This is a genomic window from Streptomyces sp. NBC_01077, assembly GCF_045162855.1.
Taxonomy (GTDB): Bacteria; Actinomycetota; Actinomycetes; order Streptomycetales; family Streptomycetaceae; genus Streptomyces.
The window spans coordinates 502,550-526,163 of record NZ_CP108669.1 but is presented as its reverse complement, the minus strand read 5'-3'; the positions used below and the strand labels follow the sequence as shown (position 1 = coordinate 526,163).

Below are 23,614 nucleotides of genomic sequence, written 5' to 3'. Positions count from 1 at the left end.
CACCGCTGCCCCCCGTGATGGGCCGACTCACTGCACACGCTGGGGCCCCGGTGCTGGAATAGCCCCATGGCCGGCACGCCGCCCCGCACCGGGTCGCCCGCCACCCACAACACAGACCTGATCATCATCGGCGGTGGTCCGGCCGGCTGCGCCGCCGCCCGCATGGCTGCCAGCGTCGGCATGCCCTCGATCCTGGTCGAGCCGGACCGGCTGTGCCGCAACCTCTGCCGGATCCCGGCCCTGAACAACGTCCCCGGCCGCTGCACCAGCGGCCCGCACGGCACATCACCGGACTCCGCACCGACGAGGTCCGACTGTCACGGTCTGCACCGGTGCCCATCTCACCCCTTCGTACGTCGTCGTTTGCCACCGGCGCAGGCCTTCTCCAGCCCCGCAGTGTCGCCTGGATTGCGGCCCCCAGCGGCCTGACCCTGCCCCCGCTTTGGCAGGCCGAGGTGGACGACGCCGAAGGCCGCACTCTCCTCGTCTTCGGCGGCGACCGCCGATCGGCACGTTCCTGCGCGCTCACCCGGCCACCGGCACGTGCCTGCTCGTGGCGTACCCGGCGGCCGACGAGTACAAGATCGAAGAGGTCCGCGAGGACCCGGAGTCACACTCCTCCCCGTCGAGCACCTGATGCTCGGTCCCTCAGAAGGCACCTCGGCGTCAGCGGAAGCGATAGGCCAGGGCGGCGCACGGCAGGCGATCACGACGGATGCCGCCTGCCTCAGCATCGGGAACGTGCCGACCGCCCCGCCCGGGCGGCCTCATCCGCCCCAGTCGCAAACGCATGAACTTTGACCAGATGCCCTCTTACTGACGTCAGCTCGTCAGGGTGATAGTTGCTCGACGAGGGTCAAGCCGGTCCCCGCTATGAAGCCGTCGAGGGTGTGGGACCGGTATTGAAGGCGTTTGAGCCTGTTACGGACAAGGGCTTCGAGCTGGTCGAGGGCCATGACGGCGAGGTTGGCGAGGCTGCGTTTGACGTGGGCCCATACCCACTCGACGGGGTTGAGGTCGGGCGAGTAGGCGGGCAGCAGGAACACCGTCAGCCATGCCCGCTCGGCCACGAGGGCCTGCATCCTGCGGGACACGTGGGTGTTCAACCGGTCCCAGACCAGCACGATTGGTGCCCCGACCAGCTGGTGGACACCGTCGATCAGCGCGATGAAGTCCCGCTCGCCCATACTGCGACGGGCACTTTTCCCCGCGGGATGACTCCGCAGGCGGTGACACAGCCGGGTCCGGGAACCCGGCCGCATTGCAATCAGCCCGGCCACTGACAGCCGGCCCGAACGGCGGCCGCTGATGGTGACAACCGGGGTCACTCCGCGCCGGCCCCAGGTCCGTCCCCGCGGCGGCCTGCGGGTGAACCCGGCTTCGTCCTCGAAGCAGACGTAGCCCCCGCAGGCCGCCCTCGCCCTTTACCTCCGCCCAGGTCGCCTCCTTCCATACGGCGACAGCCTGCTCATCGCGCTCCGCGACCCGCCGGGCGGGCACCTGCGGGCTGAAGCCCAGCCGGTGCATCAGCCGGGTCGCACCCGAGACGCTGTAGGAGACATGGAACTTCCTGCCGATCAGCGTGGCCACCCGCGAGGCGGTCCACACCTGGTCCTCCACCCAGCCATGCGCGGCCGGCCCCTGCTCCAGATACGCGGCCAGCTTCTCCAAAGACCGCGGGGACAGCCGGCACCGCGACCCGCTCGGACCACGGGAGGCCAGCGCCTGAACACCGCCATCCCGCCACAACTGGTGCCACTGATAAGCCGACTTCACACTCACCCGCAGCCGCCGTGCGACTTCCGACGGCTTGATCTGCTGCTCGAACAGTTCAGCCGCCTGCATCCGAACCGTCTCCCGACGCCGGCGCCCCGTCGGCGTCAGCCCGCCCCCATCTGCATATCTCACACCTCACGGATACAGCCACCCGCCTTCACCCGTCAGGGACTTCACACAGATTCACCCCGACGAGCTGAAGTCAGTAAGGAACGCCAGGGCAGAAAGGGCTGACTATCGCATCTCGAGCATCGGCAGGTGCGATCATATCATACCTCTATGAGCAGGATGCCCGGCATCAACTCAAATGCCCCGGTTCGCCCAGATCTGGGGGTGCTGAGATTCCCGGCATGGAGTACTCAGTTGGCCGTCAATCGACAACGCTACTTTGGAGGCATGAGTAAAAATGACCTCCAGCTTTCTGTCATGGCTCCTGTCGCGACACGTCACGGCCTCAAGTCCAGCACTCTGATGCGTGCACCCGGAGTGCTCATTGCTGGCGCAGTAGTGTCCCTCACTCTCATTGAGCTTCTTCAGAGTGGCCACCGATCGGGTGACGATTGGGCCCACGAGAGCTTTGCGCTGCCGCAGCTCAGAGGGCAGTCAACCTCAGCCAGCCACTCATCCTCTGGAGTGACCGCTGAAGAAGCTCATTGCACCCTCCCACGCTGCACAGCCAGAGCGCCCCGTGTGCTCAGCATGCTCGGTAGGCATGGGGACGAAGGCCGGGCTCTGAGCACCTCTCTCGACAGGTATGGCTGGACGCGTGATGAGTCAGGGACGCTTCGAAGCGTGTTGCATCAGACTGCAGTGCGAGCATCTCCCCTGTGCGCGTGGGGCTTTGAGAGCTGAACCGCAGTGGGTGGAAACATTCACGGGTCTGCGTATGCGGCAGTTCGAGCGGCTGCTGAAGGCGGTCCGGGAACGGGGCGGTAGCGGGAACGGTCCTGGTGGTGGCCGACCGTGGTATCTGCCGCTGGCGGACCGGGTACTGCTGGTGGCCGTCTACTACCGCACGAACCTCACAATGAGGCAGCTCGCGCCGCTGTTCGACATCTCGCCCGCGACGGTGTGCCGGGTCATCCAGCGGCTGCGGCCGATCCTGGCCGTCGAGCCGGCCCCCCGCCCGGCCGACGCGGTGGAACGGCTGTGGATCGCGGACGGCACCCTCATCCCGTTCCGCGACCGGGAGGCCGGCGCATCCTCACGCAACTCCCGATTCTCGGCGAACGTGCAGGTCATCATCGACGCCGACACGAAACTCGTGATCGCCGCGGCCCGTCCGGCGCCCGGCAGCACCGCGGACGCGAGAGTCTAGCGGGACTCCGGCCTGGCCGTGGCATGCGAAGGCGTGACCGTGCTGGCCGACTGTGCCTGCATCAACACCGGCCTCGCCGTCCCGCACCGCAAACGCCAAGGACGGGCCCTCCTGCCCGGCGAAGAGGAAGATGACGGGGGTGGGCCAGGCCGACGCCGACGTTCGCGGCAGACATCTCGGGGGCACGGCAGAATCTGACGAGCCGCCAGTTACCTTGCTGGTCATGCCGGAACGTCGGTGCCGATCCTGACAGCAGCCCAGCCCAGCCCAGCCCAGCCCCGGGCCACAGTCCAACCATCACAATTACCTTGATGGCATTCTGTTGGACTTTAAGGACATTGGGCCGAATTCGGTCTCTTGCCTCCGGCGGGCCTGATCCCGTCATCGATGGCGCCCCCTCCAAAGCCGAGGCGGTCGACGTACAAGGCGGGTCAGGTAGGCCATCATCGAGGGGAGTCCGTCTCGCTGGACCGAATTCTCTTTGGTACCTGTGGTCATTGAGCTTCTTCAGAGTGGCCACCGATCGGGTGACGATTGGGCCCACGAGAGCTTTGCGCTGCCGCAGCTCAGAGGGCAGTCAACCTCAGCCAGCCACTCATCCTCTGGAGTGACCGCTGAAGAAGCTCATTCATTAAGGATCTTCAGCGTCGCCGCTCGAGGGTGAGGATGGCTTTGGTGATTGACGTGAGCCGGTTGGGGCTGATCCGGGCTTTGCGGAAGATCCGCCAAGCCTTGAACGGGCGAAGGCCCGCTCGACCGGCAAGCGGAGTCGGGCGTGCGCTCGATTGACGGCTGCTGGTCTGGGTGTGAGGGGGTGTCCGCGGCGTCGTTTGAACGGCACTTGGAACGTGCCGCCGACAAGGCCTACGCCAGGGCCGGCAGCACCGCGGACGCGAGAGTCTAGCGCGACTCCGGCCTGGCCGCGGCATGCGAAGGCGTGACCGTACTGGCCGACGTCGCCTACATCAACACCGGCCTCGCCGTCCTGCACCGCAAACGCCAAGGACGGGCCCTCCTGCCCGGCGAAGAGGAAGACAACGGGGTGGGCCTGGCCGACGCCGACGCTCGCGGCAGACATCTCGGGGGCACGGCAGAATCTGACGAGCCGCCAGTTACCTTGCAGGCCATGCCGGAACACCGGCGCCGGTCCTGACAGCAGCCCAACCCGGGCCACCGCACAACTATCACCAACACCTTGATGGCGTTCCGCTGGACTTTAAGGACATTGGGCCGATTTTGGTCTCTTGCCTCCGGCAGGCCCGATCCCGTCACTCACCGATGGCGCTCCCACCAACGCCGAGGCGGTCGATGCGCAAGGCCTCCGGAGGCTCGGCTGCCGTGACAGGCGGCCATCGACAGGCAGGCCATGCCTTCGATGAGAACGGACATGTACCATCCCGCCAATAGACGTCTTTCTCGCCAGCTGGCCGAAAGGGAAGGGCTGGCATGACCTTTGGAAACATCTTTGCCTTCATGTGCGCGCGCGACGATGCCTTCGCCAAGGCCGTAACTCCCGTACCTCATGACGTCATCGTCGCGGTGCAGCGGGAGCACAGGGTCGAGCTGCCCGCGACATACGTTGAGCTCCTGACCCTGCTCGGAGAGAAGGCCCCGGGCTACCATCCGTTCGGGCCCACCCAAGACCACGCCTTCTCCCGCCTTGTGGAGCTACTTCCTCCGCGGTTCTACCCCGGCCACGATTACTTCAAGATCAGCCGCTGCACGTCCTACGACATTGAACCCGAGGAGTACTACCTCGACCTCACCCGCGCCGCCGGAGACGACACTCCGCTAGTCCACCTCGGCTTCGCCGGCACGTTCTCCCGCAACCACGTGCACGACCTCCACCTCACACTGGCCGAGATGCTCAGCCGCACGGCTCTCATCGACTTCGAGCTCAGGCGTAAGCCGCACCACGCACAGGTCTACGCCCACGCCGACTCAACCAGAGAGGCGTTCACGCTCCGCGACCGCATCATCGCGCACCTGCAGAGGCTCCGAATGCAGATGCTTCTACCAGCCCAGCCTCACGTGACGGGCCTCGGAAACCACGGCCGCGCAGCCAAGGTCGAGATCGAGGACGAGCTCGTGGCGATCGACCTCGCGGGTTCTGACAAGGCCGCAGTACAGCAGGCGGCGGAGCACCTACTCAACAACGTGCCCAGGTCCAGTCAGCTCAACACGGATCCTGTCAAGGGCTGATCTGCGGCGGCCTGCCTCCCGCTGCGCACGTTTCCGTCTCCGTCAGCTCCGCGATGGACCTCCGGTCGGGCATGGGCTGCCCATCACAGTCAGTGTGACCACGCCAAACGACCCACCGCGCTGCCCATGGTCGAGTCCCGGGAGGACCCCTGGCGACATCAGAGCCGCCAGGTCTGCCGAGCCAGAATGCGGACCACTCACTGAACTTGTTCAGCGGTGCGTCTCGAGAGGTACGCCTCGGCGAGCCAGGAGAAGTACAGGGCCTTATCGCGCGCGTGCTCCTCCGGGAACCGGCTGAGCGCTGAGGACAGCACCGGAACGGAGCGTAAGGGGACGCCGGAGCCCCGTCCAGCAGCGCCCGGTCAGCCCTTGGGAAGGTGCTGGCGGAACAGTCGGTTCGTGCAGTCGGTCGCGTGCTCTCGGCGGTTACAGGTCCTGATCCCTCGCGCAACGGCTTCCGATGGTGCGAATCATGCGGTTGCCCGCCGCGATGGCGCCGGAGGCGTGCGCGTCGCGGGCTGCCCGAAGGAGAACAGCTTGGTTCCGTGGATGCCGAGCTCGGCCCAACGCCCGGCGGTCGCTGGCATGTCGGAGAGCTGGACGGTGCCGGGCCGCGCGTCCGGGCCGACCCCGTCGTCGGGCATTCAGAGCAGGGGCGCGCTGAGGTCTGCGGCCGTGAGGGGAGGCCGGCTGTAGGGGCTCGGACGACGTCGCGGGCCCGGGAGGGGTTGATGCCATCAGGGGTGGGCGCAGGGCGCTCGGAGAGGATGGTCATGGCGGCAGTGCACTCCCGAGGTCAGTCGCCAAACAGACCTCGGTAGGGATCCCCACCGAAGGGGCGAGTGCCGTAGCGCCGTGCGCCCAGGGGAGCTGTCGCGGAGTGATCTAGTAGAGCCGGAGGCCCGTAGCTAACCTGCACGAGCTTGTTACTGAGGTTGAACTCGTGATGTCGCTGGGTCGCTCAGGTGGGTCTGATGGTCAGGCCGATTTCGGCGAGGCAGCCGTCTATGAGGTCGCTGCGGTACTGGATGTGGGGTAGGCCGCGTCGGACGCGCTGGACGAGGTGTTCGGGGGTGCTGAATGCGACGTTGGAGAGCCAGCCACGCCGCAGCAGGGACCAGATCCCTTCCACGGGGTTGAGGTCGGGTGCGTAGGGCGGCAGGTAGTAGATGGTGAGCCAGTCCCGCGAGGCGGCGAACTCCCGCAGACCGGCGGCCTTGTGGACGTTCAGGATGCCCCTATGTTGCGTCAAGCGGCAGAAGACGAGGCAGCAAGGGCCGACGGCGGCTGGATCTGACGGTAGATCTCGCGAGCGACGTAGCGTTTGAGGCAGCGGATGATCTCGCGTTTCGACATGCCCTGTTTTGTGCGGCGGTCGACGTAGAGACGGGTGCGGGCATCACGGCGGATGCGTGTCACGACGATGCGGTAGAGGGCAGCGTTGGCCTGCCGGTTGCCCCCGCGGTTGAGCCTCCGGCGCTGGGTCTTTCCGGAAGACTGCTCGACGGGGCTGACGCCGCACAGAGCTGCGAATGATGCTTCGCTGGCCAGCCGTTCCGGATTGTCGCCGGCGGCGATCAGCAGGGCAGCGGCACTGTCGGGCCCGACACCGATGATGTCCAGGAGCTGCGGATGACAGCGGTGGACGGCTTTGCTGACCCGGCGGGTGAGTTCCTTGACCTCGACGGTGAGCTGCTGGATGCGCCGGGCCAGCAGCCGGAGCGTGAAGACGGCAGCGTGGCCGGCGTCGGGAAGGTCGGCACACCTGGCGATCAAGGCCGTGTTGCTGAGCATGGACAGTGCCTCGCGCAGCGCGGGATCGACACCGAGCAGCACGGCCTTGAGCTGGTTCTTTGCCTGCGTGCGGGCCTTGACGGCTGACTCCTTCGCCAGTCGCAGCACGCGCATGTCGGCCGCCGGGCCTTCTCCGGTCTTGGGCGTGACGTCGGCGCGTCCGGACAGCACCGCGCGGGCGGCGGCCTCCGCATCGACGGCGTCGGTCTTGCCGCGCTTGCGGCGCAGGGCGCGGTCGGGCTGATTGACCTCGATGACCTGGACGTTCTCCCGGCTCAGGAAGCGTGCCAGGGCCGCTCCGTAGGATCCGGTGCACTCCACACCGGCTCGGCGCAGGGCGCCGAAGGAGCGTGCCCAGGACAGGAGTTGGCGGTATCCGGCGGCGGTGGTCGGGAACTGCTGGTGGGCCAGGAGTGCTCCGAGAGCGGTGATCACGGCGGCGACGTGCACGTCCTTGTGGGTGTCCACTCCCAGGATCACGTCCTCTGCCAGCGGTTCTTCTGGCTGTGCGGGCAGGATCGGCTGGGGCATGCTGGTGATGGTCACGCGGCTCCTTCATCGGCTGGGGCTGATGGCCGACGCCGGGCCGGGTGGGCGGTCAGAACTGTGATGGTGCCTTGTGTGGCAAGGCCCCTATCGGGACACGCCCGCCGGTCCGGCGGCAGCAAGCACCGCCCGGGACCACGGGCCGACAGATCCTGAACAAGGCAGCCTGGGCCAGTTGTCCCACGGGTCAGACCCTGGCCCCGGACGGTGCCCCATGAGTCTCACAGTTGTCCCAGACGAGCACGATCGGGCCGCCGAGCTGCTGGTGGGCGGCGATCAGCAGGCCCCGGTAGTCGCGCCAGGAGAAGCTCTTGCGTCCGTCGCGTTGGCCGTCGTCCCGGCGCGGCCGGTAGATCAGCCGGGACCGGTGGCCAGGTTTGTAGCAGGTCAGCACGGCGATGGATATCCGTCTGCGGGAACGGCCACGGACCCGCACCACCGGGGTCCGGCCGCGCTGTGACCATGTCTTTGCCTGCGGCGGCGTCATGGAGAATCCGGCCTCGTCCTCGAAGACGAGCCAGGCTCCACGGGCCGCCGCGAGCCTTCCGCGCAGGGCCACACCTCCCGGGCCCACCCGGCCACCGCCTCGTCGTCCCGCTCGACCGCCCGTCGGGCCGGGACCTGGCAGGACCAGCCGTTACGCACCAGCAGCTTGCGCACGCCCTGGACCGTGTAGGTCAGGTGGAAGCGCCGGCCGATCACCGTCTTCACACGGCTCAGGGTCCAGCGTTGGTCTTCCCAGCCGTGCGCGGCCGGACCCTTGGCCAGCTCCGCTTCCAGCTGGGCGAACTGCTTCTCGCTCAGTCTCGGCAGCGACACCGGCCCCTGTGACCGCAGAGCCCTCGGACCGCCCTCGTCCCACATCTGCCGCCACCGCTGCACCGACCGGACGCTGACCCGCAGGTCCTTGGCGATCACCGCGATCGCCTCGCCCAGGGCGAACCTCTCGGCCGCCTTGAGCCGTAACTCCTCGCGGAACTGCTGCCGTTCGGGGGTCAGCCCGCCACCTTGTGGATACCGCATGCCCCGGTGATACCGCACGGGCGACGAGCCGTCAGCCCCTACGACACCACGAGTTCAACCTCAGTAGTCAGTGAGCTTCTTCAGCGGTCACTCCAGAGGATGAGTGGCTGGCTGAGGTTGACTGCCCTCTGAGCTGCGGCAGCGCAAAGCTCTCGTGGGCCCAATCGTCACCCGATCGGTGGCCACTCTGAAGAAGCTCAGTGGTATGACTGTGCTTTCGGTCAACCGCGAGCATTTCAGGCCCTGTTCCGTGCCGCTGACGGCACTATGCCCGGCGCGCTCACAGGGCGATGCAATCGTCAGCCACCAGGTGGCACAGCTCGAGGCCGATCATGCAGTCGCAGCAGTGGGCCTACCGCATCGCTGACCCGCGGGTTGCGCCGGCCAGCGAATGTCGATCCCCCTGCTTGAGAAACAAGGCGAGGAGCTGGTCGCGGAGCGGGTCAACAATGCAAGATGGGGCAGCAGGCATGGTCCCTGATCAGGGGCCATGCCTGCGTCATTATACTCGCCTGCTGGTGGACGCTCTAAGTGAAGCTTCCCGATCGAGCGAAGTCACTATACATCCGCGATGGTGACCGGGAGCGGTCACTGAGCTTCTTCAGCGGTCACTCCAGAGGATGAGTGGCTGGCTGAGGTTGACTGCCCTCTGAGCTGCGGCAGCGCAAAGCTCTCGTGGGCCCAATCGTCACCCGATCGGTGGCCACTCTGAAGAAGCTCACTGAATCGCTTTCGTCCTGTCTCTGAAGGGTGAAAGAGATTCATTGGCGAAGGTACCGACACGCCACCGCTCGCTGCTGCCACTGCCGGAGAAGAAGCAGCTCACGGACACGGTCCGACGCTGGGCAATCATTAGACAGACGCCCCCGTCTCTCGGCAGACACGACAGGGTCCCGCAGCTCTGAGAAGGCTGCTGGAGCGACCAGCGGCCCCTGGCCGGGCATTCGCCGACGGCTAGCCAGGTCAACCAAGGCATCGGTCGGGCCCGCTCTGGCGACGCTCTATCCACTGTGGTGACAACACACTGAAGGTTCAGCGGCACCCAACCCGCCCATCCGTCCCGACGGACGGATACGTCTGAAATTACTACGTGCGACGGGAGGGGTATGTGGGTGCCGCTGGACGGGCTTCTCTGCGTTGCCAATGAGCCGCCTACTCGGGCACGTGAGTTCCAGACTTCTTCAGGAAGACAACGACCGGCTCAGCTTCCGAGACACCTCCCGGAGCAATGAGGTCGACAAAGTCCGTGCAAGACGAGTCGCTGTATACAGATACTGCGTATTCGAGCCCATTGACCTTGGACCCCGCCGGAAGTGCGGTGCATTGATCCGACAGCGTGGCGGCTCCCGACGGCCCGGCGCCCAGAGACAGCACGGAGACGGCACCGGCCACGCTGGCGAGTACAGTCAAGGCCCAGTGACGCGTTTTCCTCATTCTCGTTCCATTTCTTTCATTTAGGGCTCAAGTGGATCTTATTCACCCGCCCTGGGGAATCGTTGAGCTTCTTCAGAGTGGCCACCGATCGGGTGACGATTGGGCCCACGAGAGCTTTGCGCTGCCGCAGCTCAGAGGGCAGTCAACCTCAGCCAGCCACTCATCCTCTGGAGTGACCGCTGAAGAAGCTCACTGCTGCAGCTTAAGGTTTTCGAGTTGCTTCTTCTTGAATTCGGCGAGCTCGGCGTCGGTGGCCACGGAAATGTCGGTGTCGCCTGCTTGCTGGGCGGCAGGGTCGGAGGCATCGGAAATCAGGAATTCGAGGAGACTCATTGGGTTATTCCATTCGATTTAAACGTAAGGGAACGTAGATTCCGCCTGACAGGCTTGTTTCTGCAGCATTAGACGTGGGTTTCACGGGAAGTATGGTGCTGCAGAATTCTGCGGGCAGTAGTCGAGGCGAAGCCTGCCCAGCTAGGGTAAAGTGACCGCGCCGTTGCTTTTATGGGCAGGTGGTACTCACTCAGGTTGCACGCCTTGAGGCCGTTTCCTGGTGAGGCTGAACGTGGGGTCGGAGCGGGGCGCCGGCATGCGGAGATCGCGAAGTTGCTGTTTCGCCCTCGAGAATGCGGTTCTGGTGACCTGAGTCAGAGATTCGTCGGCAATAGGCGGTGAATTCGTCGAGGATCTCGTCGGCTGTCTGGTCCAGACGAACGGCCTGTGAAGTACTCGTTCCAGTCGGCGAGGCCAGGACCGGATGTCGCGTTCGAGGACTTGGAACGAGCGGCGGACACCGCGCTTGAGCGTCTTCGGCGTGAGCTCGGCGAACCACCACTCGACCAGGTTCACCCACGACGCACTCGTGGGTGTGAAGTGCAGCTGGAACCGCGGGTGAAGCCAGAAGCCACTTCTTGATGTCGGGTGTTTTGTGGGTCGCGTAGTTGTCCAGGATCAGATGAACCTGGAGATCGGCCGGGACTTCCTTGTCCAGCTTGGCAAGGAACTCCTTGAACTCCGCTGGCCGGTGGCGGCGGTGGAGCGAGCCGATGCCCTTGCCACTGGCGGCCTCAAGGGCGGCGAACAGGGTCGCGGTGCAGGCCTGAACGTAGTCGTGGATGCGGCGTTCGGAAGCATCGGGCACTATCGGCAGGACCGGCTGGGACCGGTGCAGCGCCTGGATCTGTGAGCCCTCTGGGTTTCTCAGCGCTGATCGGCCCTGCGATTCCTAGGATTGAGAGGGCGCGGGTGTGGGGGTGTTGGACGGCACGGTGAAGTCGTTGTTGCCCCGCGGGTTGTCCATGTAGGGATCCGCGCTTGCGCCGGTGCTGAGCAGAAGGGCAGATGCCAGGCTGGCGAGCGCCAGTCCGCAGCCGGCCAGAACAGCCTTCTTCATGGTGACTCCTCTTCTGTGGGACGTTTTACCGTCCGAGCGTGACGCGAGGGCGCCGGGTCAGACACAGAGGCTAGGGAGATCGCACCCCAGAGGGCCTGAGCAACCGGTACCCAGGCTTGGGTCCTGCCTCGAGGTCAGATCCTGAGCGTGGATGATGAGAAGCGTGGCCTTGTCAGTTCGCTTCCCTGGCCACTGTGACGCTGCAGTCGACGGTGCCGCGGGTGATCAATGCTGCCTGGGCGGGTCTCTTCAGCGATTGCGGCTGCCGCGTTGCGCGCTTCTTGTAGCCGACAGGCCCCGTCTGCTTCCGCCGCGGTTTCGATCCGCCGTTCCCACTCCGCTGCCCGGGGGCCGCCGCAGTGCGGCAGCCCCCGGGTAAAAGGGGGAACGTGTGGGGACGAACCGGGCCGGTCCGGTGCTGCGAAAGCTGACAGCCCGGAGTTGGAGGAGGTGGCCAGATCGGCGAGTGCCTGGGATGCTCCCGAGGAGGATTCACCACCAAAGTCCACATCACAGCCGACGGACGATGCTGGCCTCTCGCTCCCGTCCTGACGCCTGGGCACTACGGCGACGGCCCCCAGCTTGAGCGTGTTCTCGAGCGGTTCTCCGTGCCCCGGACCGGAGAGGTGGGCGACGATCTCCCCGGGCGTCAGTTGTTCCCTGTCAGAGAAGGAACTATTTCGTCGATGGTGCCGGTCCGCCGGGCGTATTGCGGCAGCAGTCCGGGACGGAAGGTGCCGCGCCGGTCACGCGGAACGTTCATGACGGCCGGACTGGCCTCGGTCATCACCTTCTTCGCCTGGTATCCATTGCGCATATTGTTGCCCGAACGCGAACCTCGACCGCCAGCGATCACCGGTTCATCGGCCAGATGAAGGCCCGCCTCTGATTCGAGCGCGGCCTGCATGAGGTGCTGCGCGAGTTCCGGGAGAATGCCTTGCCCATCAGGCGGAGACTGCCTGCCGCGGTCTCCTCCGCCGCGAGCGCGGCCAGTTCCTCCAGCAACCCGATCGTGTGACCCGTCGGCGTACCCATCAGATGACTCCTTCGAGGAAGGAACCCACCTAATTCATGACAGTCCCTGACTGGCCTGCCTGCAGGACCCAGCGCTCGGCGCGGTGGCCACCGTGTTCAGTCACTGAATGGAGCGACCGGTCAGTCAATGCCGCGCAGACGGGATCGTCGAGGAGGGCGTAGCCCTCTGGTGTCGTCCTCCTTGACCAGTCCCGAGGACAGTCACCCGATTACCACGGATCGCGATGGTGCCGAACACGTCGAGTGTCAGCCACGACCGGTCATCTCTGGTTCTGACGCCCGGCGCAACACTCCTTGATCATGATGGGTGTGCTGCTGGCGAGACGTGGGCGGATTCGATTGCCCGGCCGCGCGGCTCGGCGGTGTTTCCAGCAGATGGTGCTGTCGGTTCACTTGAGGCCGGCTCTCGGCGTTTGTGACGGGACTTGAAATGCCTGAACTGACGGCATGAGCACGGCCCGGCCTCGTTCAGGACCGTGGGTATGGCGGGATCGGACGTCTCATCCTCCCTTGGGGAAGTACGGCGGGGCCCAGCCGAGGTACGTGGCGCCCCACACGGTTTCGATGTCGGTGGCGTTGACGACGTCGATATAGCCCTTGCGGCGGATGTCGTTGGAGGCGATCTTCCCGTCTCCGAGGTAGAGCGCGACGTGACCGGCTCGCTGGCCGGTGTCCCAGTACATCAGTGCTCCGGGTGGGGGAGTGCGGTTGCGGTCGTGGCGCATGGCGGCGGGCATCTGCCGGTAGTGGTCGACGGCGTACTGGACGCCGGAGTAGGACCAGCCGTAGGTGCGGGCGACGAACGCGAGACAGGCCCGGTACCAGTCCCGGCCTCCGCCGGCGGCCTCCTGGAGTGCCCAGCCGATCGCCCCCGCTGTCGAGCGAGGGTTCTTAACAGAAGAGGGCCAGTTGGCGAGGCCGTCGTGGAATGCCGTGCCGCCCGGTGACGTACTGGCCGGGTTGGAGCCGGAAGTGGTGAGCTGGTCGTAGGTGTGAACGTGCGCGATGACTTCGTCCGCGTACGCCCCGGACTGGTTGTAGCGGAGCACCGCCTTGCGGAGCTGCGCGTCGTCGGTGAGGTTGCTGCTCCCTGTACCGCAGAGGTAGACGGCGGTGGCCTGGGCCGCGTCGAAGGCGTTGTGGGGGTCTTTGACGGTGTCGCCGTTGCCGTCCTGTCCGGAGGGGCCCTGCCAGGTGGAGGGGATGAACTGCATGGGTCCCACCGCCCGGTCGTACAGGGGGTCGCCGTCCAGGGCGCCGCCGTCGGTGTCGCTGTGGACGCTGGTGTTGCCGCCGGTCCCTGACCCGTTGAGCCGCACGCCGTAGATCCTGGGCGTCACGTCGCCGTTCGCCGCGATTTGGCGTGCGGCGGCGTGGCGGGATTCGACTTTGCCGATGCCTGCGATGACGGACCAGCGCATCCCCGCGCACTTCGGCCGGAGCGTGGTGACGGTGTGCGCGGCCTTGACGTAGGCGCTGAGGACGACCGGGCCGATCCCGGGGACGCTGGACGGAGTCGCGCCTGCTGGCCCCTGAGCGGAGCTTCCACTCTCCTTCTCGTGGCCGGTCGCCCCGCTGGCCACGGCGGCGATGAACAGGACGAGCAGTCCGACGACGAACGGCAGCGGGGCGAGCACGACCGCACCGACGGTCAGCGCCGTCTTCGTTGACGCGCTCATGGCCGGCCCGGCCGGCGCGGCGTCGGCCTTACCGGCGGAGCCTTCCGGGCGGGGCGAGGCGCGGCCCGTGGAGGAGTCTGCGCCGGGGGTGGCGTCTGCGGGGGAGCTGGAGGCGGCGTCTGCGGAAGGGGCGGGGCCGGCGTCTGTGCGGTGGGCGGGGCAGCCGGGGGCGGCGTCTGCGGAGGCTGCGAGCGAGATATGGGCCGGGGCGGTTGGGCCTGAAGGCGGTGCAGCCGTTGCCGGAGCATGGCCTGGGCCGGTCCGGCCGGAGGCTGTACGGCCCGTGGCGGCGCCGGACGCCGACGTACCGCAGGCACGGTCGGCACAGCAGGTACGGCAGGCACGGGAGGCACAGGAGCAGGAGTGCGCGGGCGGGGTGTCGGACGTGGGCGCCGTGCAGGCGATGCGGCCGGGTAGGGGCCGGGCCTGCGCGGGGCGTTGTAGCGGCCCAGTCCGCCCCGGCCGGTCACGATCCGGCCGAGCGAGCGCAGATTGTGGGTGTACTCCCCGCTGAAGTCCGCAACTGGTGCCACGACGCTTTGATGTACTGCCTGGACGGTCTCCTGCATGCCCTGAACCGTGTTGCCGGTCATGGAGGCAACCCGGTCGGGCAGGGCCGTGGCCGCGGCGCCGACCCGGCGGGCTGCACGCGGCCCGTACACCGGGAGCCCCGCGGTCGCCTTCAACGCGAACGCGGTGGTCTTCACCGCGCCCTTGGCGCCGGCGAGGGCGGTGCGGCCGGCGAAGTTCGCCGTCCCGGCCACAGCACGCCCGGCACCGTGCAGGGCCCCGCCACCCAGACGCGCGGCCACACGCCCCGTACCCACTCGGCCGATGCCGACGGCCGCGCTGGTGCCGCCGGTCGCAGCGAGCGCGCCGATCATGAGCCCGCCCATCAGCAGCTTCCTGCCCTTGCCGCCGCGGTTGGGCTGACCGAGCGAGGACGCAGTGGCCGCCCCGCCGGCCACGCTGCTGCCGACCCGGGCCCGGGCCCGCATGGTCAGACCGCGGGTGGCGCGGATCAGGCGCTTGCGGTAGACGAAGGCGCCGCCGCCGACGCAGTCCAGGACGACGAAGCGGATGGTGATGCCGCCGGGGATGTCGGTGTCGGAGGCGTTGAGGACGGCGTTGACGACGACGACGAACACCGCGATGGCGGTGACGGAGACGATAAGGAGGGCCAGGGCTCGGGCGATGGCGGTCGCACGGTCCCAGAGCCAGCCGCGCCCGGGCCCGGGCAGGACACCGAAAGCCAGCGCGACCTTCGCGATCATCGCCTCGAGGGCGATCTGCAGTTGCGCAAAGAGGAAGCCGAACGTCAGCGCGATCATGAAGAAGCAGGTCAGGAACGCGGCGATGACCATGAAGAAGGCGCCGCCGACCTTCTCCATGCTGGCCTTCTTCGCCGACGCGGCACCGTCCTTGACGCACGCGGCCTCGAACTCCTTCAACGGCCCCTTGGCGGCGAGCTTCTCGCGGACGACGGTCTCAGCCGGCTGAGTGGAGGCGTCCACGAGGTCGCTGAGAGGGCCGCCGATGAAGGGAACGTCCTGGACGTACCTGTTGTCGGCGGCCAGGATCTCGTCGATCTTCTGGTCGAAGACGGCCTGGGAGATACGGGACTGGCGGAACAGGGTGCCGCACTTCGGGCCGCGGCCGTTCTTCGGGTCCTCGAAGGTCCGCCCGTAGGAGAGCATCATCGCCGGGCGTGCGACGAACGCGTCGACCAGGGCATCGGTAATGGGCCGGGCGATCGAGCCGGCCGAACTGCGCACCCGCTGCCCGACCGTCGCTCCCTGCCCGGCCCTCTCCCACGTGCTGCCGGCTGTTGTAGTGGCGGTGCTGCCGGCGTCGATGGCCTCCTTGTCCAGGACGAGCGCGGCGGTCTCCACCGCCAGGTCGCGGACCGTGGCGACCGCGCCGTGATCCTTGGACAGCAGCAACTGGGGAGGCGAGGCGAGCGCGCCGACGGCGAGCGCGGAGATGACCATCGCAGCCGCCATCTCGCCCCAGCCCCGCGCCCGGTTGCCGAACAGCAGGTGCCAGGACGCCACCACGGCCGAGAACGTGAGGAACAGCGCGGGCAGACCCAGCTGCATGACCACCCCGCCGTACAGCGACGTCGAGACCGTCAGCGCGGGCTTGAGCAGCAGGCCGGCCAGGGAGAACGACAGCGCCCAGGTGAGCAGGAAGCAGGCGAAGGAGACGCCCCACTTGTTGCAGAGGAACATCATCTCGACGAGGAAGTGTTCGACCTTGAGGTCCCAGTCGTTCCAGTCGCCGGTGTCGGCATAGACCCGGTAGGCGGAGACAGGGATGTTGTTGCGGTCGGTGACCTCGAACGCAGACAGCACACCGCCCTGGGAGGCCTGGGTCTTGAGGTAGTTGTCCACCTCCTTGTCCCAGTCCTCCCTGGCCTTCTTCTCTTTCGCCTTCCGCTCGGCGGCTGCGTTCTTCTCCGCTTCCTGGCCGATCTCCTCCAGAGTGGTGCCGTTCTTGGGCGGAGTGAGGACGGGGGCAGGCGCGAGCGGGTTGTCCGGGTTGACCGGAGGCGCCAGTTGTTGGGGTGCCGTTGGGGACGGTGTCGGTTTCGGGGCGGCCGTGGCTACAGCGGCCAGGGTCAGTGACGACACGCTGGCGAGCATGAGAAGGATCACCGCGGCCAGCACCGCCCGGCCCGGCCGCGCCCACCGTGCCGCCGCGGTGGCATGGCCCCTGATACCCGTGCTCAGCCGCGCTGCGCTCTGCACGAGGGCCTGCTGCCGGGGCATCAGGCCGCCTGCCGGACGGGCTGGGAATGAATGTTGTCGGCGGCGGCCTGGTCGGCGGGGATGACGACCTGCATGGCGCCGATCCGGCCGGTCAGATCGCGGTGCAGGCACTCGCCGGCCCGCGCGGCGCGCTCCGCGTCGTTCATGTCCGGCCGGTTGGGGGACAGACCGGTGGTGACCACGTTCAGGAGGTCTTCGTCCTCGGGGTTGCAGCCCAGGAACGCCAGGCCTCGCCGGGCGAGGTTCCGGTTGGTGTGCCGGAAGAGGAACTTGCGCGGGATCAGCCCGCGCAGGATCTGGCCCTTGTCGCTGGAGGCGGGACCGATGTCGTCCTCGTCGTGCCCGCCGAACCAGGCGCCCGCGTTGTGCTTGCGGCCGTCCTTGACCAGCTCGATCGCCAGGTCCAGCCCCTCAGGGGAGGAAGTGAGCCACCAGCACTCGTCCCACACCACGACCGCGAACTCATCCGGCTGCGCGTAGACGATCTTCCGGCACAGCGCGGCGATCAGATACATCACCGCACGCCCGAAGGTCTTCTCGAACTGCAGCTTGTCCAGACGTCCCGCCTCAAGCTCGCTCTTCGACGGCAGAGCCAGAGACGCCACGGCGAAGACCACACTGTCTGCAGCCGAGTTGCGCACGACCGGCAGAGACTCGTCGAACACTGCGCGGGCGAGGTCCTTGCGGCGTACTGCCGCGAGCCGGCGCGCCGCCATCGCCGCGAACGTATCGCCGCCCGCGCCCCGGTTGGCGAGCTCCTCGACCAGGACCCGCATCGAAGGACTTGGCTCCTGAAGAGCCGCCTCGATCGCCTCCGACAGGGCGATGCCTTCTTCGCTCATCGGCGCCAGTCCCAGGAGCAGCGTGAGGAACGACTCGGTGAACCGCTGTGCCTCCGAGGCCTTGGTGAAGATCCGCAGCGGGTCCAGGGAGATCCGCGCCTGGTCGTCGATCGTGATGATCTCGCTCTCGCCGGGGCAGGCCTCGGCGAAGCGCACCCATTCCTGCTGCTCGGTCCGGTCCACCACCACGGCCCGCCCCCGCCTCACACCGCGAAGGCGCCGCCCGGCGGCGAGCACCGAGTACATGGCGCCCTTCATCCCCACCGACTTGCCGCTGCCCAGCTCACCCACCCACGCGGCCGCCGCCGAAGTGTTCTCCCTCGGGCCGCGCGACCAGTCACACAGCACCGGCCGCACACCGCCGCCGGCCAGCTGCAGCCCGTACAAAGGGCCGGTCTCATCCCCCAGCGCGCTGCCGGTGAACGGGCCGGCCATCGCGAAGTCACGCGCAAGGAGGTACTGCGCGTACTGGGCCATCACCGACGGCGTACGGGCGCCGGGCAGCATCCCGTACCAGAGGCTCTCCTGCTCACCGCGCGGCCGGACGAAGGTGTACTCGCCGCCGGCGAAATGCCCAGCCAGCTCACCCGCCCGACGCTCCGCCTCCTGCGGTGTGCCGCCCCACACGCACAGCGCGGTCATCGCCCGCACCTCCACCTCCGCCTTGGAGGACGTCAGACGCTCACGGAACTCATCCAGGCCCGACGCCGCCTTGCCGACGCTGGCCGGCACCCCCGCCGTCTCCCCGCCGTACTCCTGATACTGGTTGGCCAGCTCCCTCGCCTGGCGCCGGCTCTTGGCCTCCGCCTCCGCGCCGCCCGCCACGTTCAGACGCACCACCCAGTCCACCGGGAAGGAGAACTCATCGAGCCGGCCCAGATACTCCGAGCCAGGAAACGCGAACGCCTCGGGCATCTCGGCGAGCGCCAGCATCGCCTGGTACGACGGCCCCCACTCGGTCGTCACCTCCAGCCACCGCCGCGCGAACGGATTCCCTGGCTTCTTCGTCCCGCGACGGCCGGCCCTATCACTGTCCTGGTCCTGCCCGGCAAGAAGGTGGCCGCCCTCGGCGAGGACCACCTGCCCGAGCGCGGCCGCCCCCCGCCCACGCCCCCGCATCCGACGCTCACCCTCCCCACCACCGGGCAAGGCCGGCTCGACCAGACCGCGGCGCGCGCTGTGCCCATAGATCCACAGCACCTCCGCCGTCGACGCGGCACGCACACCGATCCCGGACGGCCACATCGACGCCAGACGCTCCGCCTGCCCCAGACGCAGCTCCTCCTCACCTGCGGAAACGGGCCGGGGAAGCAGCCCCAGCGACAAGGCGAACCCCGCGCGCGCGGCCGTGAACACCTCGCGCGCCGACTCCGCCCGCTGCATCGGCAGGGGAAGAGCCAGCCAGTCCGACCGTCCCGTCAGCTCCAACTGCCCCAACTGGCCCCGCAGCACTTCAACACTCTTGCGGTAGCGCGGCGACGCCCCCAGGTCGATGTCCGCGCACATCCTGGCCACCACCGACGCCGGGTCCACCGCCGGGCACAGGCTCAGCAGCATCGACTCCCCACGCAACTGCTTCACCAGCGCTTCCAGATACCCCAGACGCTGCTGCCTGGCCCGCCGCGAGGCATGAGCCGTATCAGCGCCCTCCACCCGGAAGACCGCCCAGACCGTCCCCTGCGTCGTCCACATGACGTTCCCGGCCACATGCCGGACCGGCATCCTCACCGCCCACACCCCCACCCATCCGCAGGCACCTCTTGGGCGGCGCGCTTTTGACGCAACGCAAGAAGACCCGCAGCCGCCGACACCGGCCGACCGGCCCGCGACCCCGAAGAAAAGACCTCCCCGACCGAACGCGCCACCTGCCGGTCCACCCGCCCGTCGACCACACGACGAGCCTGCGGCCGAGGCGTTGCAGGCCAGGTCACACTGCACACCCCCACCAGGCTCCGGCCGGGGCCCAGCGACTTCACGGGCCGCCCCCCGAGCCGCCCCCCGACCGGCGCCATCACAGTCCCGCCCGCACTCACCGCGACCAGAAGCGGATTCCGCCCGTCGACGTGGACATGACGCACCACCAGCGACAACACGTACGGCACACCGACCGCGATCACCAGGTTCACCAGCCCGAAGTGCGCCCACACCGAGCGCGTCAGCATCAAGACCCCGAACACCACGGCGATCACGATCACCTGCGGCACCGTGTACGGGCCGCCCCAGATCGACTGCCGGCCCCCCGGCCACTTTCCGATCATCAGCGGATGCCGACGCGCCTTGGTGTAGCACCGGCCGACCAGCACCTCGTCCTCAGCCGACGCTGCTTCCCCGCTCACTGCGCCTCACCGTCAGGCCCTGAACCAGCCGCCGGGTCGACGACCCGGACGACGCCCGGCCCCCGCCCCTCGGTCACCGGCGGCACAGCACCCCCGCCCGGCTTGATGGTCTGCCCGATGCTGTCGCGGAACACGATCGCGTTCATCACTGCGAACCACAGCGCCGCCGCCCCCAGAAAGGCCCCGGCCGCAGCCAGCACCGACTTCGACTGCCTCCACGTGACGACCACCGAGACCACCAGCATCACGGACATCACCGTGCCGGTCAGCACATCCCTAATCCGCACCCCCAGCCGGTCGACGTCGGTGAGCGCATCCGCCAGCACCACCCAGTTCCCCATCAGTTCCGTCCTTCCTTCGCCACACCAGAACCAGCCGGCGCGAGGAGCGGAGCCGCCTCGACGGCCTCCACCTCCCACCGCCCATCCCGCGCCTTCATCGCCACCGCATACGTCAGCGGCCGCTCGACGCCCACGGGATCAACCGCCGCGACGTCCACCAGCAGCCGCCGCCGGGTGCCATCCGCGATCTCCGCACCCTCGGAGAACGCAGCCCCCGGCGCGTTCGTCCCGTACTCCGCGATCCGCACCAACGCCACCGACGCGTACGGCACAGGCACGACCGACGCCAGCGCGCTGCCCGGCGACATGTACCGGTCCAGCTCGCCCTCGCCGGCCAGATACGAAGAGAAGAACCCTCCGAGCGTCCGCACCCCGGCATCCGCCTGGCTAGGCTCCACCCCCTGCCCGTACCCGAGCGCGGGTGCCTTCCCGGCAGGCGGCGCACCCACCTCCGCAGGCAGAGAAACCGCCGCGAGCGCCCCCGCGGGCCCGGACCGCACCGGCACCCGGAAGTACCGCAACACCGCCACCCCCGCCCCCGCATCGGCCCCCTCCTGCACGGCAGGCTTCACGGCGGCGGACTTGACCAGGCGGACACGAGCGGCGACCGTCACCGCCCAGTAGCCGTCCGAGACCGCACGCACCCGCACCGCCGCGACCTGCTCCACCACCTGGCTCCCGGGGCCGGCCAGGACCACCACCGACTCCGCGCCCGGCAAGAAACCCTCGAGCGAACCCTCCGTCCCCTCCCCGGCCTCCAGATACGCGTGCACGAACAACTCCGCAAACCCACCTGGACCGGAAGCCGACGTATCCGCGGCAGCGACTGCACCCCGCTCCGGCACGGCCCTACTCACCACCACCTCCGGCTGCGACAGCAGCGCCCACGCCCCCAGCGCCGGCCCTGCCAGCAGCAGCACCCACGCCGCGCGCCGCACGACCGTCACCGCGTTCGCCGCAGCACCCAGGGAACCCAGCGCCCACCCGCCGACCTCCCCGGGCAGCACCACCGAACCCTCCTCCGACCGACGCCCGCCCCGAGGACCGGACCGTCCATCCACACCTCCACGACCACGGACCGAGTCGTCCCTCCGGCGCCTCACGACGGGCCCTCCCTCAGCAGCGCGGCCCGCGTTCGCCGGGACTGCGCCGGCAACTCCGCCCACCGGGCAAACGCCTCACGCGCACTCGGAGCCTCATCCCGCAGATAGCAGCGCATCGCCTCCTCCGTGTCCGCCGAGAACGGCGCGACCTCCAGCAGCGAGGCCAGCTCCACCAGCCGACGGCGGGCCCGTACCAGCACCGCCTCATCCCTTTCCACCACAGCCGACTCCTCCCATACCGGCTCACCGGCGGCCGATCCGCCGTACCACCCCCGCAAGGAGCCGCCCCGGCCCGAACGTGACCCCCCCCGTTACCTTTTTCGTGGCTCCGCAATGGGGCCTCCGGCCTTCGGGTCCGGCATGACTTCCCCCCCTTGTTGTTCATGATCCGGGGGGTGGTGTCACCGGGCCCGGAGGCATCGACAGACCGCTAATGAGGGGCTTGAGCACCGGCTTCACCCAAGCCGGAAGAGCTCTCCGTAACGTGGATGTGGCAGCTCGGTGCCCTGGCAAGGCCGGACGAAAGCGTGATGGAGGGGCCTGCACGTGATCGATACCGGCGACATCGACGTCTTCCTCGGCCTGGACGTCGGCAAGGGCGAACACCACGCCACCGCCGTCACGCCGGCCGGGAAGAAGGCGTTCGACAAGCGGCTACCCAACACCGAACCCAAGCTTCGCGAGCTGTTCGCGAAGCTGAAGGCCAAGCACGGAACGGTGTTGGTCGTGGTCGACCAGCCGGCCTCGATCGGCGCTCTGCCGCTGGCCGTTGCCCGCGACATGGGCTGTCCGGTCGCCTACCTGCCTGGATTGACGATGCGGCGGATCGCCGACCTCTACCCGGGCGAGGCGAAGACCGACGCGCGGGACGCGTTCATCATCGCGGACGCGGCCCGCGCGATGCCGCACACGCTGCGGGCTATCGACGGCGAGGACGAGACGATCGCCGAGCTGGAGATGATCGTGGGCTTCGACGACGACCTGGCCGGCGAGGCGACCCGGGTCGCGAACCGGCTGCACGGCTTGCTCACCCAGATCCATCCGTCGCTGGAACGGGTGCTGGGGCCGCGATTGCAGCACCCGGCCGTCCTCACGCTGCTGGAACGGTTCGGATCACCGGCACAGATACGCAAGGCCGGCCGTCGGCGGCTGGTCACCCTGCTGCGGCCGAAGGCGCCGAGGACGGCCGAGCGTCTGGTCGAGGAGATCTTCGCCGCGTTGGACGAGCAGACCGTGACGGTCCCTGGGACCGAGGCGGCCGCACTGATCGTCCCGAGCCTCGCCGGCTCGCTGACGGCCGTGCTTGACCAGCGGAAACTCTTGGCCGGGCGGATCGAGGAACTCCTGGAGGACCACCCTCTTTCCAAAGTCCTGACCTCGATGCCAGGCATCGGCGTCAGGACCGGAGCCCGCATCCTGATCGAGGTCGGCGACGGCAGCACCTTCCCGACCGCCGGCCACCTCGCCGCCTACGCCGGCCTCGCCCCGGCCACCCGGAGCTCGGGCTCCTCGATCCGCGGCGAACAGCCATCCAGAAGAGGAAACAAGCAGCTCAAACGGGCCTTCTTCCTTTCCGCGTTCGCTGCCCTTGGCGACCCGACCTCGCGGGCCTACTACGACAAGAAAATCAGCCAGGGCAAGCACCACACTCAGGCCCTGCTCTGCCTCGCCAGACGACGAGCCGACGTCCTCTTCGCGATGCTCCGCGACGGAACCTTCTACGAACCCCAACCCGCAGGGGCCAGGTGACGGTTCAGACTCACCGGTCAGTCCTCCTCCGGCCGAAGCCGCTGCCGAGCGGCCTCAAGTCATGGTCATAGTCAGGCGCGAACAGCCCAGGAAGTGACTTGGCCAGCGTCCCCGCGATGCGATGGATCGGCGCCCAGACCGCCGGGTCGTCGACAACCCGGCTCAGGTCCGTCATCTGCAGCTTCTCCAGCCAGTCCGACAACACCAGCGCCTCGTCACTCGTGAGCTTGATCGTGACCTGGCTATCACCCATGCACACCCCTACGGCTCGG

General features: G+C 68.0%; 17 protein-coding genes and 7 pseudogenes. 6 read left to right on the top strand and 18 right to left on the bottom strand.

All coding sequences use genetic code 11. From position 1 onward, the window contains the following. Positions 1 to 66 precede the first annotated feature (66 nt). Positions 67 to 762, top strand: a pseudogene (locus tag OG462_RS02335) (pyridine nucleotide-disulfide oxidoreductase); the annotation flags it as partial. A gap of 68 nt (positions 763 to 830) precedes the next feature. On the opposite strand, the pseudogene OG462_RS02330 reads toward OG462_RS02335, so the two are convergent. Next, positions 831 to 1,337 (bottom strand): annotated as a pseudogene (locus tag OG462_RS02330) (transposase); the annotation flags it as partial. Further along, positions 1,325 to 1,845 (bottom strand): annotated as a pseudogene (locus OG462_RS02325) (winged helix-turn-helix domain-containing protein). The pseudogenes OG462_RS02330 and OG462_RS02325, both read right to left, overlap by 13 nt. An 817-nt stretch (positions 1,846 to 2,662) precedes the next feature. Between OG462_RS02325 and OG462_RS02320 the strand changes: the two are divergent. Beyond that, positions 2,663 to 3,262 (top strand): annotated as a pseudogene (locus OG462_RS02320) (transposase family protein); the annotation flags it as partial. Between the two features lie 473 nt (positions 3,263 to 3,735). On the opposite strand, the pseudogene OG462_RS02315 reads toward OG462_RS02320, so the two are convergent. Further along, positions 3,736 to 3,926, bottom strand: a pseudogene (locus tag OG462_RS02315) (transposase family protein); the annotation flags it as partial. A gap of 105 nt (positions 3,927 to 4,031) precedes the next feature. On the opposite strand from OG462_RS02315, the gene OG462_RS02310 reads away from it, so the two are divergent. Further along, positions 4,032 to 4,247, top strand: a complete 216-nt coding sequence (locus OG462_RS02310) for a hypothetical protein (protein WP_406066922.1) — start codon at positions 4,032 to 4,034, stop codon at positions 4,245 to 4,247. 293 nt (positions 4,248 to 4,540) lie between these two features. Continuing rightward, the gene (locus OG462_RS02305; protein WP_406053976.1) at positions 4,541 to 5,296 is read left to right on the top strand and encodes a hypothetical protein; all 756 of its coding nucleotides are present in this window, start codon (positions 4,541 to 4,543) and stop codon (positions 5,294 to 5,296) included. A 961-nt stretch (positions 5,297 to 6,257) separates the two neighbouring features. Here OG462_RS02305 and OG462_RS02300 read toward each other — a convergent pair. From OG462_RS02300 to OG462_RS02280, 5 genes and pseudogenes are all read right to left on the bottom strand, one after another. Next, positions 6,258 to 6,530, bottom strand: a pseudogene (locus OG462_RS02300) (transposase); the annotation flags it as partial. Positions 6,531 to 6,544: 14 nt separating this feature from the next. Then, positions 6,545 to 7,621 (bottom strand): IS110 family transposase, encoded by a 1,077-nt coding sequence (locus OG462_RS02295; protein WP_406066321.1) that lies wholly within the window; start codon positions 7,619 to 7,621, stop codon positions 6,545 to 6,547. Positions 7,622 to 7,844: 223 nt separating this feature from the next. Beyond that, a pseudogene (locus tag OG462_RS02290) lies at positions 7,845 to 8,123 on the bottom strand (IS630 family transposase); the annotation flags it as partial. Then, the gene (locus OG462_RS02285) at positions 8,120 to 8,659 is read right to left on the bottom strand and encodes a transposase (RefSeq protein ID WP_406053974.1); all 540 of its coding nucleotides are present in this window, start codon (positions 8,657 to 8,659) and stop codon (positions 8,120 to 8,122) included. The gene OG462_RS02285 and the pseudogene OG462_RS02290, both read right to left, overlap by 4 nt. Positions 8,660 to 10,282: 1,623 nt before the next feature. Then, positions 10,283 to 10,426 (bottom strand): hypothetical protein, encoded by a 144-nt coding sequence (locus OG462_RS02280; protein ID WP_406053972.1) that lies wholly within the window; start codon positions 10,424 to 10,426, stop codon positions 10,283 to 10,285. 622 nt (positions 10,427 to 11,048) lie between these two features. Here OG462_RS02280 and OG462_RS02275 point away from each other — a divergent pair. Further along, complete coding sequence (locus OG462_RS02275; RefSeq protein ID WP_406053970.1) at positions 11,049 to 11,279, top strand: hypothetical protein; 231 nt, start codon at positions 11,049 to 11,051, stop codon at positions 11,277 to 11,279. Positions 11,280 to 11,318: 39 nt separating this feature from the next. Here the strand turns inward: OG462_RS02275 and OG462_RS02270 are convergent, their stop codons facing one another. From OG462_RS02270 to OG462_RS02230, 9 genes are all read right to left on the bottom strand, one after another. Then, the gene (locus OG462_RS02270; protein WP_406053968.1) at positions 11,319 to 11,486 is read right to left on the bottom strand and encodes a hypothetical protein; all 168 of its coding nucleotides are present in this window, start codon (positions 11,484 to 11,486) and stop codon (positions 11,319 to 11,321) included. Between the two features lie 649 nt (positions 11,487 to 12,135). Beyond that, positions 12,136 to 12,420: a transposase gene (locus tag OG462_RS02265; protein ID WP_406066319.1), complete on the bottom strand. Its 285-nt coding sequence runs from the start codon at positions 12,418 to 12,420 to the stop codon at positions 12,136 to 12,138. 601 nt (positions 12,421 to 13,021) lie between these two features. Further along, on the bottom strand, positions 13,022 to 14,200 hold the full coding sequence (locus tag OG462_RS02260; RefSeq protein ID WP_406053966.1) for an NlpC/P60 family protein: 1,179 nt from the start codon (positions 14,198 to 14,200) through the stop codon (positions 13,022 to 13,024). Further along, the gene (locus OG462_RS02255) at positions 14,197 to 16,833 is read right to left on the bottom strand and encodes a hypothetical protein (protein ID WP_406053964.1); all 2,637 of its coding nucleotides are present in this window, start codon (positions 16,831 to 16,833) and stop codon (positions 14,197 to 14,199) included. The genes OG462_RS02260 and OG462_RS02255 overlap by 4 nt, the downstream gene beginning before the upstream one ends. A gap of 137 nt (positions 16,834 to 16,970) precedes the next feature. Continuing rightward, on the bottom strand, positions 16,971 to 19,535 hold the full coding sequence (locus tag OG462_RS02250) for an ATP-binding protein (protein WP_406066317.1): 2,565 nt from the start codon (positions 19,533 to 19,535) through the stop codon (positions 16,971 to 16,973). Between the two features lie 2 nt (positions 19,536 to 19,537). After that, the gene (locus tag OG462_RS02245) at positions 19,538 to 20,149 is read right to left on the bottom strand and encodes a hypothetical protein (protein ID WP_406053962.1); all 612 of its coding nucleotides are present in this window, start codon (positions 20,147 to 20,149) and stop codon (positions 19,538 to 19,540) included. Continuing rightward, positions 20,146 to 20,490: a hypothetical protein gene (locus OG462_RS02240; RefSeq protein WP_406053960.1), complete on the bottom strand. Its 345-nt coding sequence runs from the start codon at positions 20,488 to 20,490 to the stop codon at positions 20,146 to 20,148. The genes OG462_RS02245 and OG462_RS02240 overlap by 4 nt, the downstream gene beginning before the upstream one ends. After that, a complete protein-coding gene (locus OG462_RS02235; RefSeq protein WP_406053959.1) occupies positions 20,490 to 21,500 on the bottom strand; it encodes a conjugal transfer protein in 1,011 nt (336 codons plus the stop codon). The genes OG462_RS02240 and OG462_RS02235 overlap by 1 nt, the downstream gene beginning before the upstream one ends. An 89-nt stretch (positions 21,501 to 21,589) precedes the next feature. After that, entirely contained in the window at positions 21,590 to 21,814 is a 225-nt protein-coding gene (locus OG462_RS02230; protein ID WP_406053957.1) for a hypothetical protein, read from the bottom strand. 325 nt (positions 21,815 to 22,139) lie between these two features. Between OG462_RS02230 and OG462_RS02225 the strand changes: the two genes are divergently transcribed. Then, entirely contained in the window at positions 22,140 to 23,342 is a 1,203-nt protein-coding gene (locus OG462_RS02225) for an IS110 family transposase (RefSeq protein ID WP_406053863.1), read from the top strand. Positions 23,343 to 23,352: 10 nt separating this feature from the next. Here OG462_RS02225 and OG462_RS02220 read toward each other — a convergent pair whose 3' ends face one another. Continuing rightward, the gene (locus OG462_RS02220; protein ID WP_406053861.1) at positions 23,353 to 23,595 is read right to left on the bottom strand and encodes a hypothetical protein; all 243 of its coding nucleotides are present in this window, start codon (positions 23,593 to 23,595) and stop codon (positions 23,353 to 23,355) included. Positions 23,596 to 23,614: the final 19 nt, after the last annotated feature.

Coding starts and splice junctions, on each gene's coding strand:
- OG462_RS02305 (WP_406053976.1), top strand. CDS start 4,541: ATGACCTTTGGAAACATCTTTGCCTTCATGTGCGCGCGCGACGATGCC.
- OG462_RS02295 (WP_406066321.1), bottom strand. CDS start 7,621: ATGCCCCAGCCGATCCTGCCCGCACAGCCAGAAGAACCGCTGGCAGAG.
- OG462_RS02285 (WP_406053974.1), bottom strand. CDS start 8,659: ATGCGGTATCCACAAGGTGGCGGGCTGACCCCCGAACGGCAGCAGTTC.
- OG462_RS02280 (WP_406053972.1), bottom strand. CDS start 10,426: ATGAGTCTCCTCGAATTCCTGATTTCCGATGCCTCCGACCCTGCCGCC.
- OG462_RS02275 (WP_406053970.1), top strand. CDS start 11,049: ATGAACCTGGAGATCGGCCGGGACTTCCTTGTCCAGCTTGGCAAGGAA.
- OG462_RS02270 (WP_406053968.1), bottom strand. CDS start 11,486: ATGAAGAAGGCTGTTCTGGCCGGCTGCGGACTGGCGCTCGCCAGCCTG.
- OG462_RS02260 (WP_406053966.1), bottom strand. CDS start 14,200: ATGAGCGCGTCAACGAAGACGGCGCTGACCGTCGGTGCGGTCGTGCTC.
- OG462_RS02250 (WP_406066317.1), bottom strand. CDS start 19,535: ATGCCGGTCCGGCATGTGGCCGGGAACGTCATGTGGACGACGCAGGGG.
- OG462_RS02240 (WP_406053960.1), bottom strand. CDS start 20,490: ATGGGGAACTGGGTGGTGCTGGCGGATGCGCTCACCGACGTCGACCGG.
- OG462_RS02220 (WP_406053861.1), bottom strand. CDS start 23,595: ATGGGTGATAGCCAGGTCACGATCAAGCTCACGAGTGACGAGGCGCTG.